Source organism: Pseudoduganella danionis (assembly GCF_009720775.1).
Classification (GTDB): Bacteria; Pseudomonadota; Gammaproteobacteria; order Burkholderiales; family Burkholderiaceae_D; genus Rugamonas; species Rugamonas danionis.
Genome location: NZ_WNKW01000012.1, coordinates 20,658 through 37,207, shown reverse-complemented (window position 1 = coordinate 37,207; position 16,550 = coordinate 20,658). Strand labels below are relative to the sequence as shown.

Sequence of the window (16,550 nt, the reverse complement as noted above, 5' to 3'; positions counted from 1 at the left end):
GTCAAAGCTTGATGACCATAGCAAGTTGGTCCCACCCCTTCCCATCCCGAACAGGACCGTGAAACAACTCTGCGCCGATGATAGTGCTGCAACCAGTGTGAAAGTAGGTTATCGTCAAGCTAGTTATACTAAAAAGCCCCATTTGTCTGAGTACCACAGCGTATTCTGCAAAGATGGGGCTTTTTTCCGTCTGTAGTCAGCCTTTGTGCTTTAGAATAACTTGCATAGTGTAGGAGCAATTCCATGGCAGGTTATGTAGCACGCCTTCTTTTACTATTTAGCCTGTTCTGGACGTGTGCCTCGCTGGCATATGCTGCCCCACTGAGTCTGCGCTTCGAACATCTGGGCGTAGAGCAGGGCTTAACGCAGGAAACTGTCACTGCCATACTGCAGGACAAACAGGGCTATCTCTGGCTCGGTACCCAGGCCGGTCTGAACCGCTACGACGGTTACCGCATCACTGCCTTTAAAAATAATCCCAACGATAACAGCAGCCTGCAGGATAACTATATCCAGGCCGTCCACGAAGATGCGCAAGGCGCTATCTGGGTCGGTAGCCGCGGCGGACTGGATCGCTATGATCCTGCCACCCAGACTTTTACCCATTTGCTGGGCCGCGAACGCAGCGTTTCCGTCAACGCCATCATTAGCGATGGGCGGCAGGGCTTATGGCTGGCGACGGCGAACGGCCTGCTGCATTTCGATATGGACAGCAGCAAGTTGCAGAGCTATCGTCACGCCGATCATGATGCGACTAGTATCATCGACGACCGCGTGAATGTGCTGGCGTTGGATAGGCAGGGCCACCTCTGGGTGGGTACAGATGCCGGTCTGGATATGCTGCCGGCCGGTAGTAACAGATTTGAGCACATCAGCAGTGGTGACGGTACTGCGCCGGCTACGGTGATACAGGCGCTGACGTTGGCGGCTGACGGCGTGCTATGGGTAGGTAGTCGCGATGGTCTGCAAGCCTGGCGTGTGCAAGGCAGCCGCGCTGACCGCATCGCCCTGGGGGCGCAGGACGATCTGCACGGCGAGAGAGTAGAGGCGCTGCTGATCGATCACGATGGCGTGCTGTGGGCTGGCACTTATTCCAATGGGCTGAAGCGGCGCAACAAGCTTAACGGCGGCTTCTATAGTTACCGCCATGTGGGGCAGGATCGCCACAGTCTGGGCGACAATCAGGTGAATTCGCTGTATCAGGACCGCACTGGCACGCTATGGATAGGTAACTGGTATAACGGACTGGATAGAGTGGATTTGCGCAGCGGTGGATTCGAGCACTATTCCGAACAGTCGGGCGTACTGCCGGCCATCAGTAATAACAAGGTGAGAGCGATCGCTGCGGCGGGCCCGAATCAGGTCTGGATGGCGACGGCCAAGGGCTTGACGCTGGTAGATCAGGCACATGGCACCAGCAAGACCTACCGACATGACGAGCATGATCCGGCCAGCCTGCCCAGCGACGAAGTCCTGACGCTCGATACCGATATACGCGGCCGCCTGTGGGTGGGCACCGTCAACGGTCTGGCATGGCGTGATGCGAAAACCGGACGCTTCACCCGGGTGGAGCTTGATACGCTGCCTGATGCGCGCATACTGCAGCGTGTACTGGCGGGACGCGATGGCACCGTCTGGGTGGCTACGCGCGCCGGCCTGCATCGCATCGCTGCCGGCAATGGTGCCGTGACCAGCTGGCACCATCAGGCCAGTGATCCGGATGTACTCGATGGCCGCATCTATACGCTACTTGAAGACCGCTACGGCAAGCTGTGGATAGGCACGCAGAATGGCCTTGACTGTTTTGATCCGGTGACGGGCAGCTTTCGCAATTATCGCCACGTGGCTGGCGCCAGCGATAGCCTGATACATTCGCGCGTCCATTATCTGTACGAGGATGAACAAGCACGTTTGTGGATAGGTACTGCGGCTGGCCTGTCGGTGGCGGAGCGCAGCGCCGACGGTGCGCTGCATTTCCGTACCGTGCCCATGACTGCGGCGCGCGCTGCCGATCCGATAGGCGGAATAGTGGGCGATGAACAGGGCCGCTTATGGATCAGCACTACGGCCGGGCTGACCATGCTCGATCCGCGTACTGGCGCGTTCCGCGAGTACACGGCGCGTGATGGGCTGATTAACGGTTCCTACTTTATCGGCTCGGTGTATAAAGGGCCGAACAATATGCTGTACTTCGGCGGACTGAATGGGGTGACAGCATTTAATCCCACCGACATCCATGGTAATCCCGATGCGCCGGCGGTGGTCGTGACCGACTTTCTGCTGTTTAATCGGTCGGTACTCAGTGCCAGCGCCGAGCGTACCCGACTGATGCCCGGTGCGCTCGCTGATGGCAAATCGCTGACGCTGGAGCACATCGACACGGTATTTTCCATTGAATTTGCGGCCTTGCATTTTGCCGATCCCGGACGTAACCAGTACGCCTACAAGCTGGAAGGCTTTGATCCCGAATGGCTGACCGTCGATGCGGCAAAACGCTATGTCACCTATACCAATCTCGATCCCGGACGCTATATCTTCCGCGTCAAGGCGGCCAACAAGGATGGCGTCTGGAGCAAGGAAGCCACGACGCTGGAAGTGATTATCGCTCCGCCTTACTGGAAGACATGGTGGTTCCGGCTCGGTATGCTGGGCATACTGCTGGGCGCTGTCTATCTGCTGTTCCGCTTCCGCATGCGCATGCTGATCCAGCAGAAGCATGTGCTGGAAGCGACAGTCGGCAGCCGCACGCGCGAACTGGTACAACAGAAGGAATCGGTCGAGCGGCAGAAGCGCGAAGTGGAGCATCAAAAGGAAAGCGTGGAGATCGCGCACCGGAATATTTCGCTGCTATCCGAAATCGGCCGCGCCATCACGGCTAACCTCGATAGCGAAGCCATTATGCAGATGCTGTACAAGCATGTACATGCGCTGATGGATGCCAGCGTATTCGGTATCGGCATCTATCGCCCCGAGCAGGAGCTGATCGAATATCCGTTTGCGATGGAAAAAGGGAAGCGCTACGCGCCGTATGTGCGCAGCATGCGCGAGCCTAACCAGCTCGCGGTCTGGTGTATCCAGCACGGCAAGGAAGTGTTCATCAACGATCTGGAGCTTGAGTACGGCCTGTATATCGCTCACCTTGAGCATGTCACCAGTGCCGAGGATATGGGCACGCTGGAAGATGGCTCGCTGCCGACCGCGCCGCGTTCACTGATCTATGTTCCGATCAGTGTTAGCGGGCAGGTACGCGGAACCATTACTGTACATAGCTATCGCCCGCATGCTTATCAGCGCATCGATGTGGACATGCTGACCACGTTAGCTTCATACGTGGGCGTGGCGTTCGCCAATGCGGACTCCTACCGCAAACTGCTGGATACCCAGCAGCAGCTGGTGGAGCAGGAGAAGCTGGCGGCGCTGGGCGCGCTGGTGGCCGGGGTGGCGCACGAGCTGAATACGCCGATCGGCAATAGCCTGGTGGTGGCCAGTACGCTGGAAGACAAGACGGAAGAAATCCATCAGCGGCAGCACAGCAATACCTTGCGTCGTTCCGACCTGACCAACTTTATCGATGCGGCACGCGAAGCCTCGACGCTGCTGATGCGCAGCCTGCAGGGTGCTGCAGAACTGGTGAACAGCTTCAAGCAGGTGGCGGTGGATCAGGCCAGCGCCAAGCGGCGTCCGTTCAATTTGCTGCAGGCCAGTCAGGAAATCGTCACGACGATGCGCAACCAGATCCGCAAGGCAGGCCATTCCATCGTGCTGGAAATGCCGGAAGATATACAGATGGATAGCTTCCCCGGCCCTTATGGGCAGGTGATTATCAACCTGATTAACAACACCCTGCTGCACGCTTTCGAAGGACGTAGCGGTGGCGAGATCCGGCTATGGGCAGTGCGGCTCGGAACGGAGCGGGTACGCATCGTGTTTCAGGATGATGGCAAGGGTATCGCGCCCGAACACCAGTTGCGCATCTTCGACCCCTTCTTCACCACCAAGCTGGGGCAGGGCGGCAATGGTCTGGGCTTGAGCATCACCTACAACATCGTCACCTCGCTGCTCGATGGCAGCATACGGGTTGATAGTGCGCTCGATATCGGCACACGCTTCACCATGGACCTGCCGCTCAAGGCCAGCAAGTCCGGCGAGTAGTCCCGGGCACGACGAGGCGCGCTGCGCACCCGCGCAGCGTCAGTTCAGCTTGAACGAGGACAGGTAGGTGTCGATCTGTTCGGCGGCCAGGTTCTGTGCCCGGCCCAGGATAATGACCTGATAGATGCGCTGGTCGCGCGCCACCAGTTTGCCGATCAGGCGCGCGGGCTGGCCCTGCTGGCTGCCGTCCGCTTCGAATTCCAGCATGGCTTGCAGGCCGGTGCTGCTGTCCTTGTTGCTGCGCAGTGTGGCGCCTATGTTCTTCAGCAGTGCCGTCTGCATGGCCTGCAGCGCATGCATGGCATCGGCACCGTCGGGCAGGCGCGCACTGCCAACGGCAAATACGACGCCATCGATTTCCACCGCCGTCATGGTCATTTCCAGCGGCAGCGTCGCCAGCGTGATGCTGCGCGTCTGGCTGGCCGGCTTGCCGGGGAACAGGATGCTGTAGGGCGCATCCTTGCTGCGGTAGTCGCGCCAGTCGTATTTGGGGCTGCAGCCGGCCAGCGTTGCTGCCAGCGTGAGTGCCAGCACGGAACGGTAGATCATCGCTTAACCTTTTTTCTTGGGCTGATTCTGTTCGGCTTTCCACGCATCGATGTGAGGGGCATGGCGCAGCACGCGCGAGGCCGGATCGATAGTCACGCGCGCATGGGGCGGCAGTTGCAGCGTGCCCTGACCATTGCTCATGGACAGGCGCTCGATACGCTCGTTGACGCGCACTTCAATGGGCATGGGGAAGCTGCCGCCATCCTTGAGCTTCCACGTCAGGGTCAGCTGGTCGCCCTGGCGCTGCTCCAGTAGTTCCGGCAGCGCTGCGTGGTATAGATAGGCGTCGAAGAACCAGCCCAGATCCTGGCCGCTGATCTCGTTGCACAGGGCGATGAATTCCTTGGTGCTGCCATAACGCGGCACGAACTTGCCCGGCAAGGGCTGATCGGTACCGTACACCATGCGGCGCGTGGCGGCGAAGAAGGCATCGTCGCCGATCAGGTTGCGCAGCGTGTGCAGGATCAGCGAGCCTTTGGTATAGATGTCATTGCCGGGGCCACCACGGCTATCGTTGTACACGTCTTCGATGCGCTGGCTTTTACCACTGACGATAGGTGCCTTGTTGAGCAGTGATTTGCGATGGTTGAACAGTTCGGACTGGAACTCGCGCTCGCCGCGTAGCTGCTGCAGATACAGCGGCTGCATATAACTGCCGAAGCCTTCGTGCAGCCACATATCGTCCCAGTCGGCATTGGTCATCTGGTTGCCGAACCATTCGTGCGACAGTTCGTGATGCAGTAGCCAGTCATAGCCCAGCGGCGATTTGACGTAGCCATTGCCGTAGGCATTGATGGTCTGGTGTTCCATGCCCAGATGAGGCGTTTCTACCACGCCCATTTTCTCGTCGCCGAACGGATACGGGCCGATGGTGCTTTCAAAAAAGTCCAGCATGGGGGCAAATTCCGCAAACAGGCCCTTGGCTTTTTCTTCATGGCCTTTCAGATACCACATGCGTAGTGGAATGCGATTGCCGTAGCGGCTCGCGTATTCGCCGGACAGCATTTCGTAAGGGCCGATATTCAGCGCCACGCCGTAGGTGCTCGGGTGTCTGGCGCGCCAGTGGTAGGTGCGCCAGCCGTCCGCTTCGTCCATGCCCATGGCCACGCCATTGCCGGCCACGACCAGCGGCGCCGGTACGCTGATGTGCAGATCTATCCGTTCCGGTTTGCCCTGCGGATGATCGATGCAGGGCCAGAACAGATCGCAGCCTTCGCCTTCGACGGTGGTGCTGATCCATGGCTGGCCGTCGGCTGTTTTACTCCACATGAAGCCACCGTCCCACGGCGCGCGTTTGGCCACGTGCGGCACGCCATGGTAGCGCAGGCGCACGGTGGTGCGGGCACCGGCGGCCAGCGGCGCGGGCAGGGTCAGCGTCAGCCTGCCTTCGGGATTGCTGATGGCCGAAGGTGGCAGCGCCACGCCGTCGGCCTGCGCGGCGTCAATCGTCAGGTTGCGGTCCAGTTCCAGCACGATGCGGCTGAGTGCTGCGCTGGCCGTGAAGGTCAGCGTGGCATCGCCCTGTATGCTGCGGCTGGCGGGATCGACGCGTAGCGCCAGATCGACATGTTCGAAACGCATGGCGAGCTGCTCGGCACTACGGGGGCTGCCGGAATTGGCGGTGAAATCGGTCAGCGGGGTGGGCGCTGTGGCGCAGCCGGCCAGCAGGGCGCCAGCAGCCAGAATCAGGGGAAGACGGTTCATTGCGAGCAAGTAGGTTGAAATGGGCTGCGCACAATATAGCAGCAAGGCCGGCGTAGGAGTGACGCTTAGCCAGCCCTTAGGCAGAATTTAGCATGGCAGATCGCGTTCGCGCAGCGCACGCTGGTACTGGATGGCTTCGCGGACGTGGTTTTCCTGTATGTGCGCGCAGGCGGCCAGATCGGCGATGGTGCGGGCGATGCGCAGTATGCGGTGGTAGGCGCGGCCGCTCCACTGGAAGCGCGCCATGCTGCGTTGTAGCACGGTGTGGCCGTAGCCATCGAGCTTGCAGTGCTGTTCCAGTTCGCATGGTGCGAGCGCCTGATTGCGCTTGCCCTGGCGCTGTTGCTGGCAGTCCGCCGCCTGCTGGACGCGGGCGGCGATGCTGCTGCTGGTTTCGCCGCCTGTGCTATCGGCCAGCGTCAGCGGATCGACCGCTGCCACTTCCAATTGGATGTCGATGCGGTCCAGCAGCGGGCCGGAGATGCGGCGCTGATAGCGCGCTATCTGTTCGGCGCTGCAGTGGCAGCGCGCGCTGCTATGGCCCGCATAGCCGCAAGGGCAGGGGTTCATGGCAGCGATCAGCTGGAAGCGCGCCGGAAAGTCAGCCTGATGGGCCGCGCGCGAAATAGTGATATGGCCGGACTCGAGCGGCTCGCGCAGCACATCGAGTACGCGTTGCTCGAATTCGGGCAGCTCGTCGAGGAAGAGCACACCGTGATGGGCGAGCGAGATTTCGCCGGGGCGCGGCAGGCTGCCGCCACCGACCAGGGCCACACCGGATGCCGTGTGGTGCGGAGCACGGAAGGGGCGCTGCTTCCACAGGTCGAGGCGGAACTGGCCGGTGAGGGACAGCACGGCTGCCGCTTCCAGCGCTTCGGCATCGCTCATGGCCGGCAGCAGGCCGGGAAAGCGCATGGCCAGCATGGTTTTGCCGGCACCGGGCGGGCCGACCAACAGTACGCTGTGATTTCCGGCCGCCGCCACTTCCAGCCCCCGTTTGACGGTTTGCTGGCCTTTGACATCGGCGAAGTCCGGATAGCGGCGCAACTGGCGCAGCGGCGGCGCGGGATGGCGCGCTAACTGGAGATCACTGTCATGGGCGGTGAAATGGCGGCACACCTGCAGCAGCGAGCTGGCCGGATAGATGGCGGCCGCGCTGACCAGCGCCGCTTCGTCGGCATTATCGATGGGCAGAATCAGCCCGCACAGGCCGCCGTAGCGGCGGCTGGCCACGGCCATGGCCAGCGTGCCGCGGATGGGACGCAAGGCGCCGGACAGTGACAGTTCGCCGGCAAACTCGTATCCGGCCAGTGCGCGTGCGGGGATCTGCTCCGAGGCAGCCAGTATGCCCAGCGCAATCGGCAAGTCGAAGCGGCCGGATTCCTTGGGCAGGTCGGCCGGTGCCAGATTGACGGTGATGCGCTGGGCGGGAAAGCTAAAGCCGCTATTGAGGATGGCGGCGCGTACGCGGTCGCGCGCTTCCTTGACTTCCGTATCGGCCAGACCAACGATGGCAAACGCGGGCAGGCCGTTGGCCAGATGGACTTCGACGCTGACTTCCTGCGCGTCCATCCCATCGAGGGCACGGCTTTGGAGGACGGCTAGGCTCATGGCTGGGCTGGGCGGGGTGAGGGCATGCCGCCAGCGTAGGCTGATAGAGCCTGGCGATGTTGCGCCAGCCCAAAAGGGCGGCGCGGGAGGGCTGAGTTGCCGGCTTAGTTACCGGCCTTGGCTTCCAGTTCGGCCAGACGGGCTTCCAGTGCTTCGAGTTTGGCGCGGGTTTTGGCCAGTACCTGGGCCTGGATCTCGAACTCTTCGCGGGTGACCAGATCGAGCTTGGCGAAGCCCTGAGTCATCATCGATTTGACATTCTTCTCGATGTCCTTAGCCGGCGAATTTTCGATCGCCTGGCTGACCTTGCTTTGTAAATCATTAAAAAAAGTATTCATATCCATCATGGTCCTCGGTGGGTTCTGCTGCGCGCGCACCATTGCGGTGCGAGTGCGGCCTTAATCTGGTGCGAATGTTGTATTACGGACATGCGCAAAGCTGAAAATTCTCACGTTTTGCGCAGGCTTCCCAAGTTTGGCGCGTTGCCAGCCACATTTTGAGGCATCTCAAAAGCTGGCACGCAATCTGCTAAAGAAGGAATGAACGCTGTTCATCGCTTCGAACAAACAGGATTTTAAACCGCAACTGCTATCTAAGTTCAATTCAAGAGGAAAACTATTATGAAAAACCCGGGCAAGAACTTCACCCTGATCGCTGCGTTGACCTTAGCATTCGCCTCCATGAGCGCCTCGCTGGCGCATGCCGAGGAAGCGACACCCGCTGCCGAAGCAAAACCGGACAATGAAGTGACGTTTAATGCGGCCATTGTCAGCGACTACCGCTATCGCGGCGTATCGCAAACCCGTCTGAAACCTGCTGTGCAGGGCGGCGCGGACTATACCAATAATCCGACCGGCTTCTACGCCGGTACCTGGCTGTCCACCATCAAGTGGACCAAGGACGCAGGCGGTTCTGGCGATGTTGAATGGGATCTGTACGCCGGTAAGCGCGGCGAGATCGTCAAGGACGTGACCTATGACGTCGGCGGCCTGTACTACTTCTACCCATCGAATGGTCTGCACCCTAGCGCGAATACCTTCGAACTGTATGGCCAGATCGGCTACGGTCCGTTCACGGTCAAATACTCGCAATCGACCACCAATCTGTTCGGCTTCGCCGACAGTAAGAACAGTGGCTATCTGGACGGCAGCGCCAACTTCGAACTGAGCGAAGGCCTGGTACTGAACCTGCACGCCGGCCACCAGAACGTCAAGAACAACGGCGCGTCCAGCTATAGCGACTACAAAGTCGGCGTGACCAAAGATTTCGGTGTGGCTTCGGTGGCTCTGGCGGCGGTCTATGCCGATTCCGATGCCTACACCGCAAAAGGTAAGAATCTGGCCAAGAAGGCGCTGGTTCTGACCGTCTCTAAAACCTTCTAAGCGAGGCCCGTATGAAACTGATTACCGCCATCATCAAGCCGTTTAAGCTCGACGAAGTCCGCGAGGCTTTGTCGGCCATTAACGTGCAAGGTATTACCGTGACCGAAGTGAAAGGCTTCGGTCGCCAGAAAGGTCACACCGAGCTGTATCGCGGTGCGGAATATGTGGTCGATTTCCTGCCCAAGACCAAAATCGAAGCTGCCGTCGACGACGCGGTGGTCGAGCAGGCCATCGAAGCGATCGAAGGTGCTGCCCGTACCGGTAAAATTGGCGACGGCAAGATCTTCGTGTACAACCTGGAACAAGTCATCCGTATCCGTACCGGCGAAACCGGCAACGACGCTCTTTAAGGGGAAGCTAGATGAAGAAATTAGTTACGTCCTGGCTGGCTGGCGCCGCCGTACTTTGCGCGCTATCGGCGCCCGTGTTGGCTGAGGAGGCTAAACCGGCCGCTGCGGCTCCAGTAGCGGCAGCTTCCGCACCAGCCGCGGCTGCGGCCGATGCGCCGGCTGCTGCTGCCCCTGCTGCTGCCTCTGCCGCCGCTCCGGCAGCTGCGCCGGCTGCGGCCGCGCCGGCCGAAGCCGCTGCTGCACCGGCACCCGTACCGAACAAGGGCGACACGGCCTGGATGATGGTCTCCACCATCCTCGTCATCATGATGTCGATTCCCGGTCTGGCTCTGTTCTACGGCGGTCTGGTGCGTTCGAAAAACATGCTGTCTATCCTGCTGCAGGTATTCACCATCTTCGCGCTGATCATCGTGCTGTGGTGCGTCTACGGCTATTCGCTGGCCTTTACCGAAGGTAATGCCTTCATCGGTAAATTCGACCGCCTGTTCCTGAACGGTATCTTCGATCCTGCCAAGGCAGCGTTCTCGACGGCCGCCACCTTCAGCAAAGGCGTGGTGATTCCTGAGTACGTGTACGTGGTATTCCAGGCTACCTTCGCCGCGATTACCTGCGGCCTGATCGTCGGTTCCTTCGCCGAGCGCGCCAAGTTCAGCGCCGTGCTGGCCTTCGTCGTGCTGTGGTTCACTTTCGCTTACCTGCCAGTGGCCCACATGGTCTGGTTCTGGACCGGCCCTGACGCCATCAAGGATGCCGCCACGGCTGCTACCGAAGGCGCCAAAGCTGGCTTCCTGTTCCAGAAAGGTGCGCTGGACTTCGCCGGCGGTACCGTGGTGCACATCAACGCCGCCGTGGCCGGTCTGGTCGGTGCTTACATGATGGGCAAACGCGTGGGCTATGGCCGTGAATCGATGGCACCGCACTCGCTGACCATGACCATGATAGGCGCTTCGCTGCTGTGGGTGGGCTGGTTCGGTTTCAATGCCGGCTCGGCACTGGAAGCGGGCGATGTGGCGGCTCTGGCCTTCGTCAATACCCTGCTGGCAACGGCTGCCGCTACCATGTCGTGGCTGTTCGGCGAGTGGATCATGAAAGGCAAACCATCGATGCTGGGCGCCGCTTCGGGTGCTGTCGCGGGTCTGGTCGCGATTACCCCGGCTTGCGGCTTCGTCGGTCCTATGGGTGCACTGATCATGGGTCTGCTGGCTGGCGTGGTCTGCCTGTGGGGTGTGAACGGTCTGAAACGCCTGCTGGGCGCGGATGACTCGCTGGACGTGTTCGGTGTGCACGGCGTGGGCGGTATCCTCGGCGCGCTGCTGACCGGTGTGTTCGCTGCCCCATCGCTGGGCGGTCAGGGCATCTTCGATTACGTCACCAACAAAATGTCGGCTGATCCTTACTCCATCATCGGTCAGGTGACCACCCAGGCGACGGCTGTCGGTACCACCATCCTGTGGTCGGGCATCGTTTCGCTGATCGCCTACAAACTGGTGGATATCGTGATCGGTCTGCGCGTACCGGAAGAAGAGGAACGCGAAGGTCTGGACATCACCAGCCACGGCGAGTCGGCCTACCACTCCTAAGTATCTCGTTGTGCCCGCCCCCCGTGGCGGGTCTCCCCTCGGCGCCCCTCAGTTCATGACGGGCGCCTTTTTTTATTTCCCGCCTTTAAATTAAGGTTTTTGCCCCGATATGGGCCATCTGCAAGGTAATATCGACATTCCGCGTGTCTGGAGGGGCATCCTCCCGCATCATTCAAAGGACGTAAGCATGGTTCCCCATCTCGTTACGGCGCTCACCGGCCCGCTACTTGACCTCGAAGAGAAAATTCTGGCGGCCACGCCTGCCATTGAACGCTGGTTCCGTCTGGAGTGGCAGGAACATACGCCACCGTTTTATTGCTCTGTGGATATGCGCAATGCCGGCTACAAGCTGGCGCCCGTGGACACCAATCTATTCCCGGGCGGCTTCAACCATCTGGCCACGGAAATGCTGCCGCTGTCCGTGCAGGCGGCCATGGCGGCCATCGACAAATACTGTCCCGATGCGCGCAATCTGCTGCTGATTCCTGAAATTAAGCAGCGCCATCCTTCTTATCTGCAAAATGTTGCGCGTCTGATGCAGATTTTCCGCCAGACGGGGCTGCATGTGCGGCTGGGTTCTTTGTCACCAGAAATTACCGAACCGACGCCGCTGGCGTTGCCAGATGGAAATATGTTGGTGATCGAACCGCTGGTGCGTTCGCCCAACGGTCGCCGGCTCGGGCTGAAGGATTTCGACCCGTGCACGATCTTGCTCAACAACGATCTGTCCGATGGCATCCCCGAGATTTTGCAGAACATCCACGAGCAGAGCCTGCTGCCGCCGCTGCACGCGGGCTGGGCGCTGCGCCGCAAGAGCAACCACATGAACGCCTATGACGAGGTGGTGAAGAAGTTCGGCAAGCTGATTGGCGTCGATCCGTGGATGCTCAATCCCTTCCACGCCAAATGCGATGCCGTGAATTTCCGCACGGGCGAGGGCTACGACTGTCTGGCCGCCAACGTGGATGCGCTGCTGTCCAAGATCAAGAAGAAGTACAAGGAATATGGCATCAAGGACCAGAAGCCTTTCGTGATTGTGAAACCCGATGCGGGCACCTATGGCACCAGCGTGTTGACGATCAAGGATTCCAGCGAAATCAAGGACTTGAGCCAGGAACAGCGCGACCGCATGATCGTCGTCAAGGATGGCAAGGAAGTCACCGATTTCATCATCCAGGAAGGCGTACCGACTTTCGAGAGTATCAAGGATGACGTGGCCGAACCCGTGGTCTACATGATAGACCGCTACGTGGTGGGCGGCTTCTACCGCGTGCATGCGGAAAAGGGCAAGGACCAGAACCTCAAAGCACCGGGGTCGCATTATGTGCCGCTGGCGTTTGCCCAGCAGCATGCCGTGCCTGATCTGAAAGCCAAGCCCGGTACGGCCGCGCCTAACCGCTTCTATGTGTACGGCGTGGTGGCGCGGCTGGCGCTGCTGGCCGCTTCGCTGGAAATGGAACGCACGGACCCGAATCCGGAAGTGTATTAAGCGCGCTGCCGAGCGCACCGCCCCGGCAGCACGGGGCGATGACCCGATTACCCAAGAATGGAATTCCCATGAAGATAGCTTTCCTCGCCGACCCGCTGGCCAGTTTCAAGACCTACAAGGATTCGACCTACGCCATGATGGTGGAGGCGGCCCGGCGCGGCCATGCCGTGTATGCGTTCGAGCAGCGCGATATGGCACTCGAAAACGGCCGCGTGACGGCGCGTGTGAGTGCCATCACGCTGACGGGCGATGCGAGTGACTGGTATCGCGCGGCGCCGGCCGAAGAATGCGATCTGGGCCAGTTCGACGCCATCATCCAGCGCAAGGACCCGCCGTTCGACATGGAATACGTGTACGGCACCTATCTGCTGGAGCTGGCCGAAAAGCAGGGCGCGCGCGTGTTCAACAAGCCGTCCGCCATCCGTGACCACAACGAGAAGCTGTCGATTGCCCAGTTCAGCGAATTCACCGCGCCCACGCTGGTGAGCAGCGACGAAACGCGCATCCGCGCGTTCCAGCAGCAGCATGGCGACATCATCCTCAAGCCGCTGGATGGCATGGGCGGCTCGGGCATCTTCCGCGTCACGGCCGACGGCATGAATCTGGGCTCCATCATCGAAACCCTGACCCAGCAGGGCAGCCGGACCATCATGGTGCAGCGCTATATCCCCGCCATCGTCAAAGGCGACAAGCGCATCCTCGTGATCGGCGGCAAACCGGTGCCGTTTGCGCTCGCACGCATCCCCCAGAATGGCGAAGTACGCGGTAATCTGGCGGCTGGTGGCGTTGGCGTAGCGCAACCTTTGAGCGAACGGGATTATGAAATTGCCAATACGCTGGGGCCGAAACTGGCCGCACGGGGGCTGTTGCTGGTAGGATTAGACGTAATCGGCGAGAACCTGACCGAAGTCAATGTTACCAGCCCGACCTGCTTCCAGGAGATCACGGCGCAGACCGGCTTCCATGTGGCCGCCATGTTCGTGGATGCGGTGGAAGCGGCAGTGGCGCAGGAGCTGGCGACGGATACTGGCGACTGAATTTCGCAAGCAGTTTTCGCAACCAATAATTAACAATTTTGCCGGATAGTATTAAAAAACTCCGGTACTGACTGGCGGTTTAAGAATATGGTTGGCATACTGCTTATGACACATGCGCCGCTGGGGCAGGCTTTTATGGCTGCCTGCGCGCACGTGTTCCGTAGCCCCACCGAGCAACTGGAAGCGATCGACGTGATTGCCGACCAGGATCTGGGCGAAGTGCAGGCGCTGGCCGCAGCCGCCATCAAGCGGCTCGATACGGGCAGCGGCGTGCTGGTGATGACGGACGTGAAAGGCGGCACCCCCGCCAATTGCTGCAACTGTCTGGCCGATGCCGGACGGGTGGAAGTGATCGCCGGCATCAGCCTGCCCATGCTGCTGCGCGCCATCACCTACCGGCGCGAAGCGCTCGATGTGGTGGTGGAAATGGCGCTGGCGGGCGCCCAGAGCGGTGCGGTGCGGGTGGATAACCGTATCCGCGTCGGCGCCGTCTAGGTGCCTGGGGGGCCGGCCGGGGCAGGTTTTTCGTGGCCGTCGCAAGGCGCGCGCAGCGCTGGCGGTGGCTTTTGCAGTGCGCATTTCTGATTGAGATAAAAGAAAAATGATTCAGCAAGAACTCGAGATTATCAACAAGCTTGGTTTACATGCGCGTGCTTCCGCTAAATTCACCCAACTGGCAGCAAAATATCAGAGCGATGTCTGGCTCACCCGTAATGCGCGCCGGGTCAATGCCAAATCCATCATGGGCGTGATGATGCTGGCCGCCGGTAAAGGCGCCAAAGTGCTGCTGGAAGCCGATGGCGCCGACGAAGGCGATTGCATCACGGCGCTGACGGCGCTGGTCAACGATAAATTCGGCGAAGGCGAGTAATGCCGGGGGACCGCAGCCGCCTACGTAGCCCGAGCGGAGCGCCGGTCGCTTCGTTCACTCTGCACGGCATTCCCGTCTCGCGCGGGATCGCCATCGGCCGCGCCCACAAGCTGGCGCCTGCCGCACTCGACGTGCAGCACTATCTGGTGGCCGAGGAGCTGCTGGAAGCGGAAGTGCGGCGTTTGCAGGAAGCGCTGGCGCAGGTGCACGTGGAACTGCAGACCCTGTGGAACGAATTGCCCAAAGATGCTCCGACCGAGCTGGGCGCCTTCATCGATGTGCATGCGCTGATCCTGTCCGATCCCATGATCTCGGAAGAGCCGCTGGACATCATCCGCACGCGCCACTACAACGCCGAATGGGCGCTGCTGACCCAGATCGATGAGCTGTCGGCCCAGTTCGACGAAATCGAAGACCCCTATCTGCGCGAGCGCAAGGTCGATATCCAGCAGGTGGCCGAGCGCGTGCTGAAAGTTTTGCTGGGCACGGCCCAGACCCTGCCGGCCGCGAGCAGCGGCGAGGATGAATTCCAGGCCCAGATGATCATCGTGGCGCACGATATCTCGCCGGCCGACATGCTGCAGTTCCGCGACCGCTCCTTCATCGGCTTCGTCACCGACGTGGGCGGGCAGAACTCGCACACGGCCATCGTCGCGCGTAGCCTCGACATTCCGGCCGCAGTGGGCATGGCCGGTGCCTCGACCCTGATCGAGCAGGATGACTGGCTGATCATCGACGGCGATGCCGGCGTGGTGATTGCCAACCCCAGTTCGCTGGTGCTGGAGCAGTACCGCGAGCGTCAGGCGGTGGCGGCGCGTGCGCGCAAAAAGCTCAACAAGCTGAAAAAGACCCCGGCCATCACCAAGGATGGTACCGAGATCACCCTGCTGGCGAATATCGAACTGCCGGACGATTGTGCGGCGGCGATGGAAGCGGGCGCCAACGGCGTGGGCCTGTTCCGTTCCGAATTCCTGTTCATGGGGCGCGATAGCCGGATCCCTTCCGAGGATGAGCAGTTCGAGCAGTACAAGCGCGCCGTGGTGGCCATGAAAGGCCGTCCCGTCACCATCCGCACGCTCGATATCGGCGCCGACAAGCCGCTCGACCAGAGCGAACAGACGGCGCTCAATCCCGCACTGGGTCTGCGCGCGATCCGCTATTGTCTGGCCGAACCGCAGATTTTCCTGACCCAGTTGCGCGCCATCCTGCGCGCCTCGGCGTTCGGCAAGGTGCGCATCCTGATCCCCATGCTGGCCCATGCTTTCGAGATCGACCAGTCGCTGGCCATGGTGGAGCAGGCCAAGGCGGCGCTGCGCGAACGGGGCGAGAAATTCGATGAAGATGTCGATGTGGGCGCCATGATAGAGATACCGGCAGCGGCCCTGGCCCTGCCCATGTTCGTCAAGCGCATGGACTTCCTGTCGATAGGGACCAATGACCTGATCCAGTACACGCTGGCCATCGACCGGGTTGATTATGAGGTCGCACACCTTTACAATCCCCTCCATCCGGCCGTGCTGCAGTTAATCTCCATGACAATCGCAGCAGGGCATAAGGCCGGAATCGACGTGGCGGTGTGCGGCGAAATGGCGGGCGATATCAAACTTACCCGTCTGCTGCTCGGCATGGGGTTGCGCGAATTCTCGATGCACCCGGCACAGCTGCTGTCGGTCAAGCAGGAAATCCTGAACAGCGACCTTGCGCGCATCATGCCGCAAACCCGCAAGATCATGCGTTCGATGGAACCCAACGTAATTGCAGACGCGGTCGAACAATTGCAGTTGATGTAGCCGAGGGGCTACCCAGACGGCGGAACCCATCCTCG

General features: G+C 60.5%; 13 protein-coding genes and 1 rRNA gene. 10 read left to right on the top strand and 4 right to left on the bottom strand.

Annotated elements, in window-relative coordinates:
• Positions 1–7 precede the first annotated feature (7 nt).
• Both rrf and GM655_RS21960 read left to right on the top strand, forming a co-directional pair.
• Positions 8–120, top strand: a 5S ribosomal RNA gene (rrf, locus tag GM655_RS21965).
• A gap of 123 nt (positions 121–243) precedes the next feature.
• Entirely contained in the window at positions 244–4,152 is a 3,909-nt protein-coding gene (locus GM655_RS21960; RefSeq protein ID WP_155436805.1) for a two-component regulator propeller domain-containing protein, read from the top strand.
• Positions 4,153–4,191: 39 nt separating this feature from the next.
• Here the strand turns inward: GM655_RS21960 and GM655_RS21955 are convergent, their stop codons facing one another.
• The 4 genes from GM655_RS21955 to GM655_RS21940 all read right to left on the bottom strand — a co-directional run bounded on the left by GM655_RS21955 (position 4,192) and on the right by GM655_RS21940 (position 8,360).
• Positions 4,192–4,701: a hypothetical protein gene (locus GM655_RS21955; RefSeq protein ID WP_155436804.1), complete on the bottom strand. Its 510-nt coding sequence runs from the start codon at positions 4,699–4,701 to the stop codon at positions 4,192–4,194.
• A 3-nt stretch (positions 4,702–4,704) separates the two neighbouring features.
• Complete coding sequence (locus tag GM655_RS21950; RefSeq protein ID WP_155436803.1) at positions 4,705–6,405, bottom strand: M1 family metallopeptidase; 1,701 nt, start codon at positions 6,403–6,405, stop codon at positions 4,705–4,707.
• Positions 6,406–6,492: 87 nt separating this feature from the next.
• Positions 6,493–8,016: a YifB family Mg chelatase-like AAA ATPase gene (locus GM655_RS21945; protein WP_155436802.1), complete on the bottom strand. Its 1,524-nt coding sequence runs from the start codon at positions 8,014–8,016 to the stop codon at positions 6,493–6,495.
• Between the two features lie 104 nt (positions 8,017–8,120).
• Positions 8,121–8,360, bottom strand: a complete 240-nt coding sequence (locus GM655_RS21940; protein WP_155436807.1) for an accessory factor UbiK family protein — start codon at positions 8,358–8,360, stop codon at positions 8,121–8,123.
• 276 nt (positions 8,361–8,636) lie between these two features.
• Between GM655_RS21940 and GM655_RS21935 the strand changes: the two genes are divergently transcribed.
• The 8 genes from GM655_RS21935 to ptsP all read left to right on the top strand — a co-directional run bounded on the left by GM655_RS21935 (position 8,637) and on the right by ptsP (position 16,515).
• On the top strand, positions 8,637–9,398 hold the full coding sequence (locus GM655_RS21935) for a TorF family putative porin (protein ID WP_155436801.1): 762 nt from the start codon (positions 8,637–8,639) through the stop codon (positions 9,396–9,398).
• 11 nt (positions 9,399–9,409) lie between these two features.
• The gene (locus GM655_RS21930; RefSeq protein WP_107878151.1) at positions 9,410–9,748 is read left to right on the top strand and encodes a P-II family nitrogen regulator; all 339 of its coding nucleotides are present in this window, start codon (positions 9,410–9,412) and stop codon (positions 9,746–9,748) included.
• Positions 9,749–9,759: 11 nt separating this feature from the next.
• Complete coding sequence (locus tag GM655_RS21925; RefSeq protein WP_155436800.1) at positions 9,760–11,328, top strand: ammonium transporter; 1,569 nt, start codon at positions 9,760–9,762, stop codon at positions 11,326–11,328.
• Positions 11,329–11,515: 187 nt separating this feature from the next.
• Positions 11,516–12,817 carry a glutamate--cysteine ligase gene (gene gshA, locus GM655_RS21920; protein ID WP_155436799.1) on the top strand — a complete coding sequence of 434 codons (1,302 nt, stop codon included), beginning with the start codon at positions 11,516–11,518 and terminating at the stop codon, positions 12,815–12,817.
• A 68-nt stretch (positions 12,818–12,885) separates the two neighbouring features.
• A complete protein-coding gene (gene gshB, locus GM655_RS21915) occupies positions 12,886–13,854 on the top strand; it encodes a glutathione synthase (RefSeq protein WP_155436798.1) in 969 nt (322 codons plus the stop codon).
• Positions 13,855–13,941: 87 nt separating this feature from the next.
• Entirely contained in the window at positions 13,942–14,349 is a 408-nt protein-coding gene (locus tag GM655_RS21910; protein ID WP_155436797.1) for a PTS sugar transporter subunit IIA, read from the top strand.
• Between the two features lie 106 nt (positions 14,350–14,455).
• On the top strand, positions 14,456–14,725 hold the full coding sequence (locus tag GM655_RS21905; protein WP_155436796.1) for an HPr family phosphocarrier protein: 270 nt from the start codon (positions 14,456–14,458) through the stop codon (positions 14,723–14,725).
• Positions 14,725–16,515 carry a phosphoenolpyruvate--protein phosphotransferase gene (gene ptsP / locus GM655_RS21900; RefSeq protein WP_155436795.1) on the top strand — a complete coding sequence of 597 codons (1,791 nt, stop codon included), beginning with the start codon at positions 14,725–14,727 and terminating at the stop codon, positions 16,513–16,515. Before GM655_RS21905 ends, ptsP begins: the two co-directional genes overlap by 1 nt.
• Positions 16,516–16,550 lie beyond the last annotated feature (35 nt).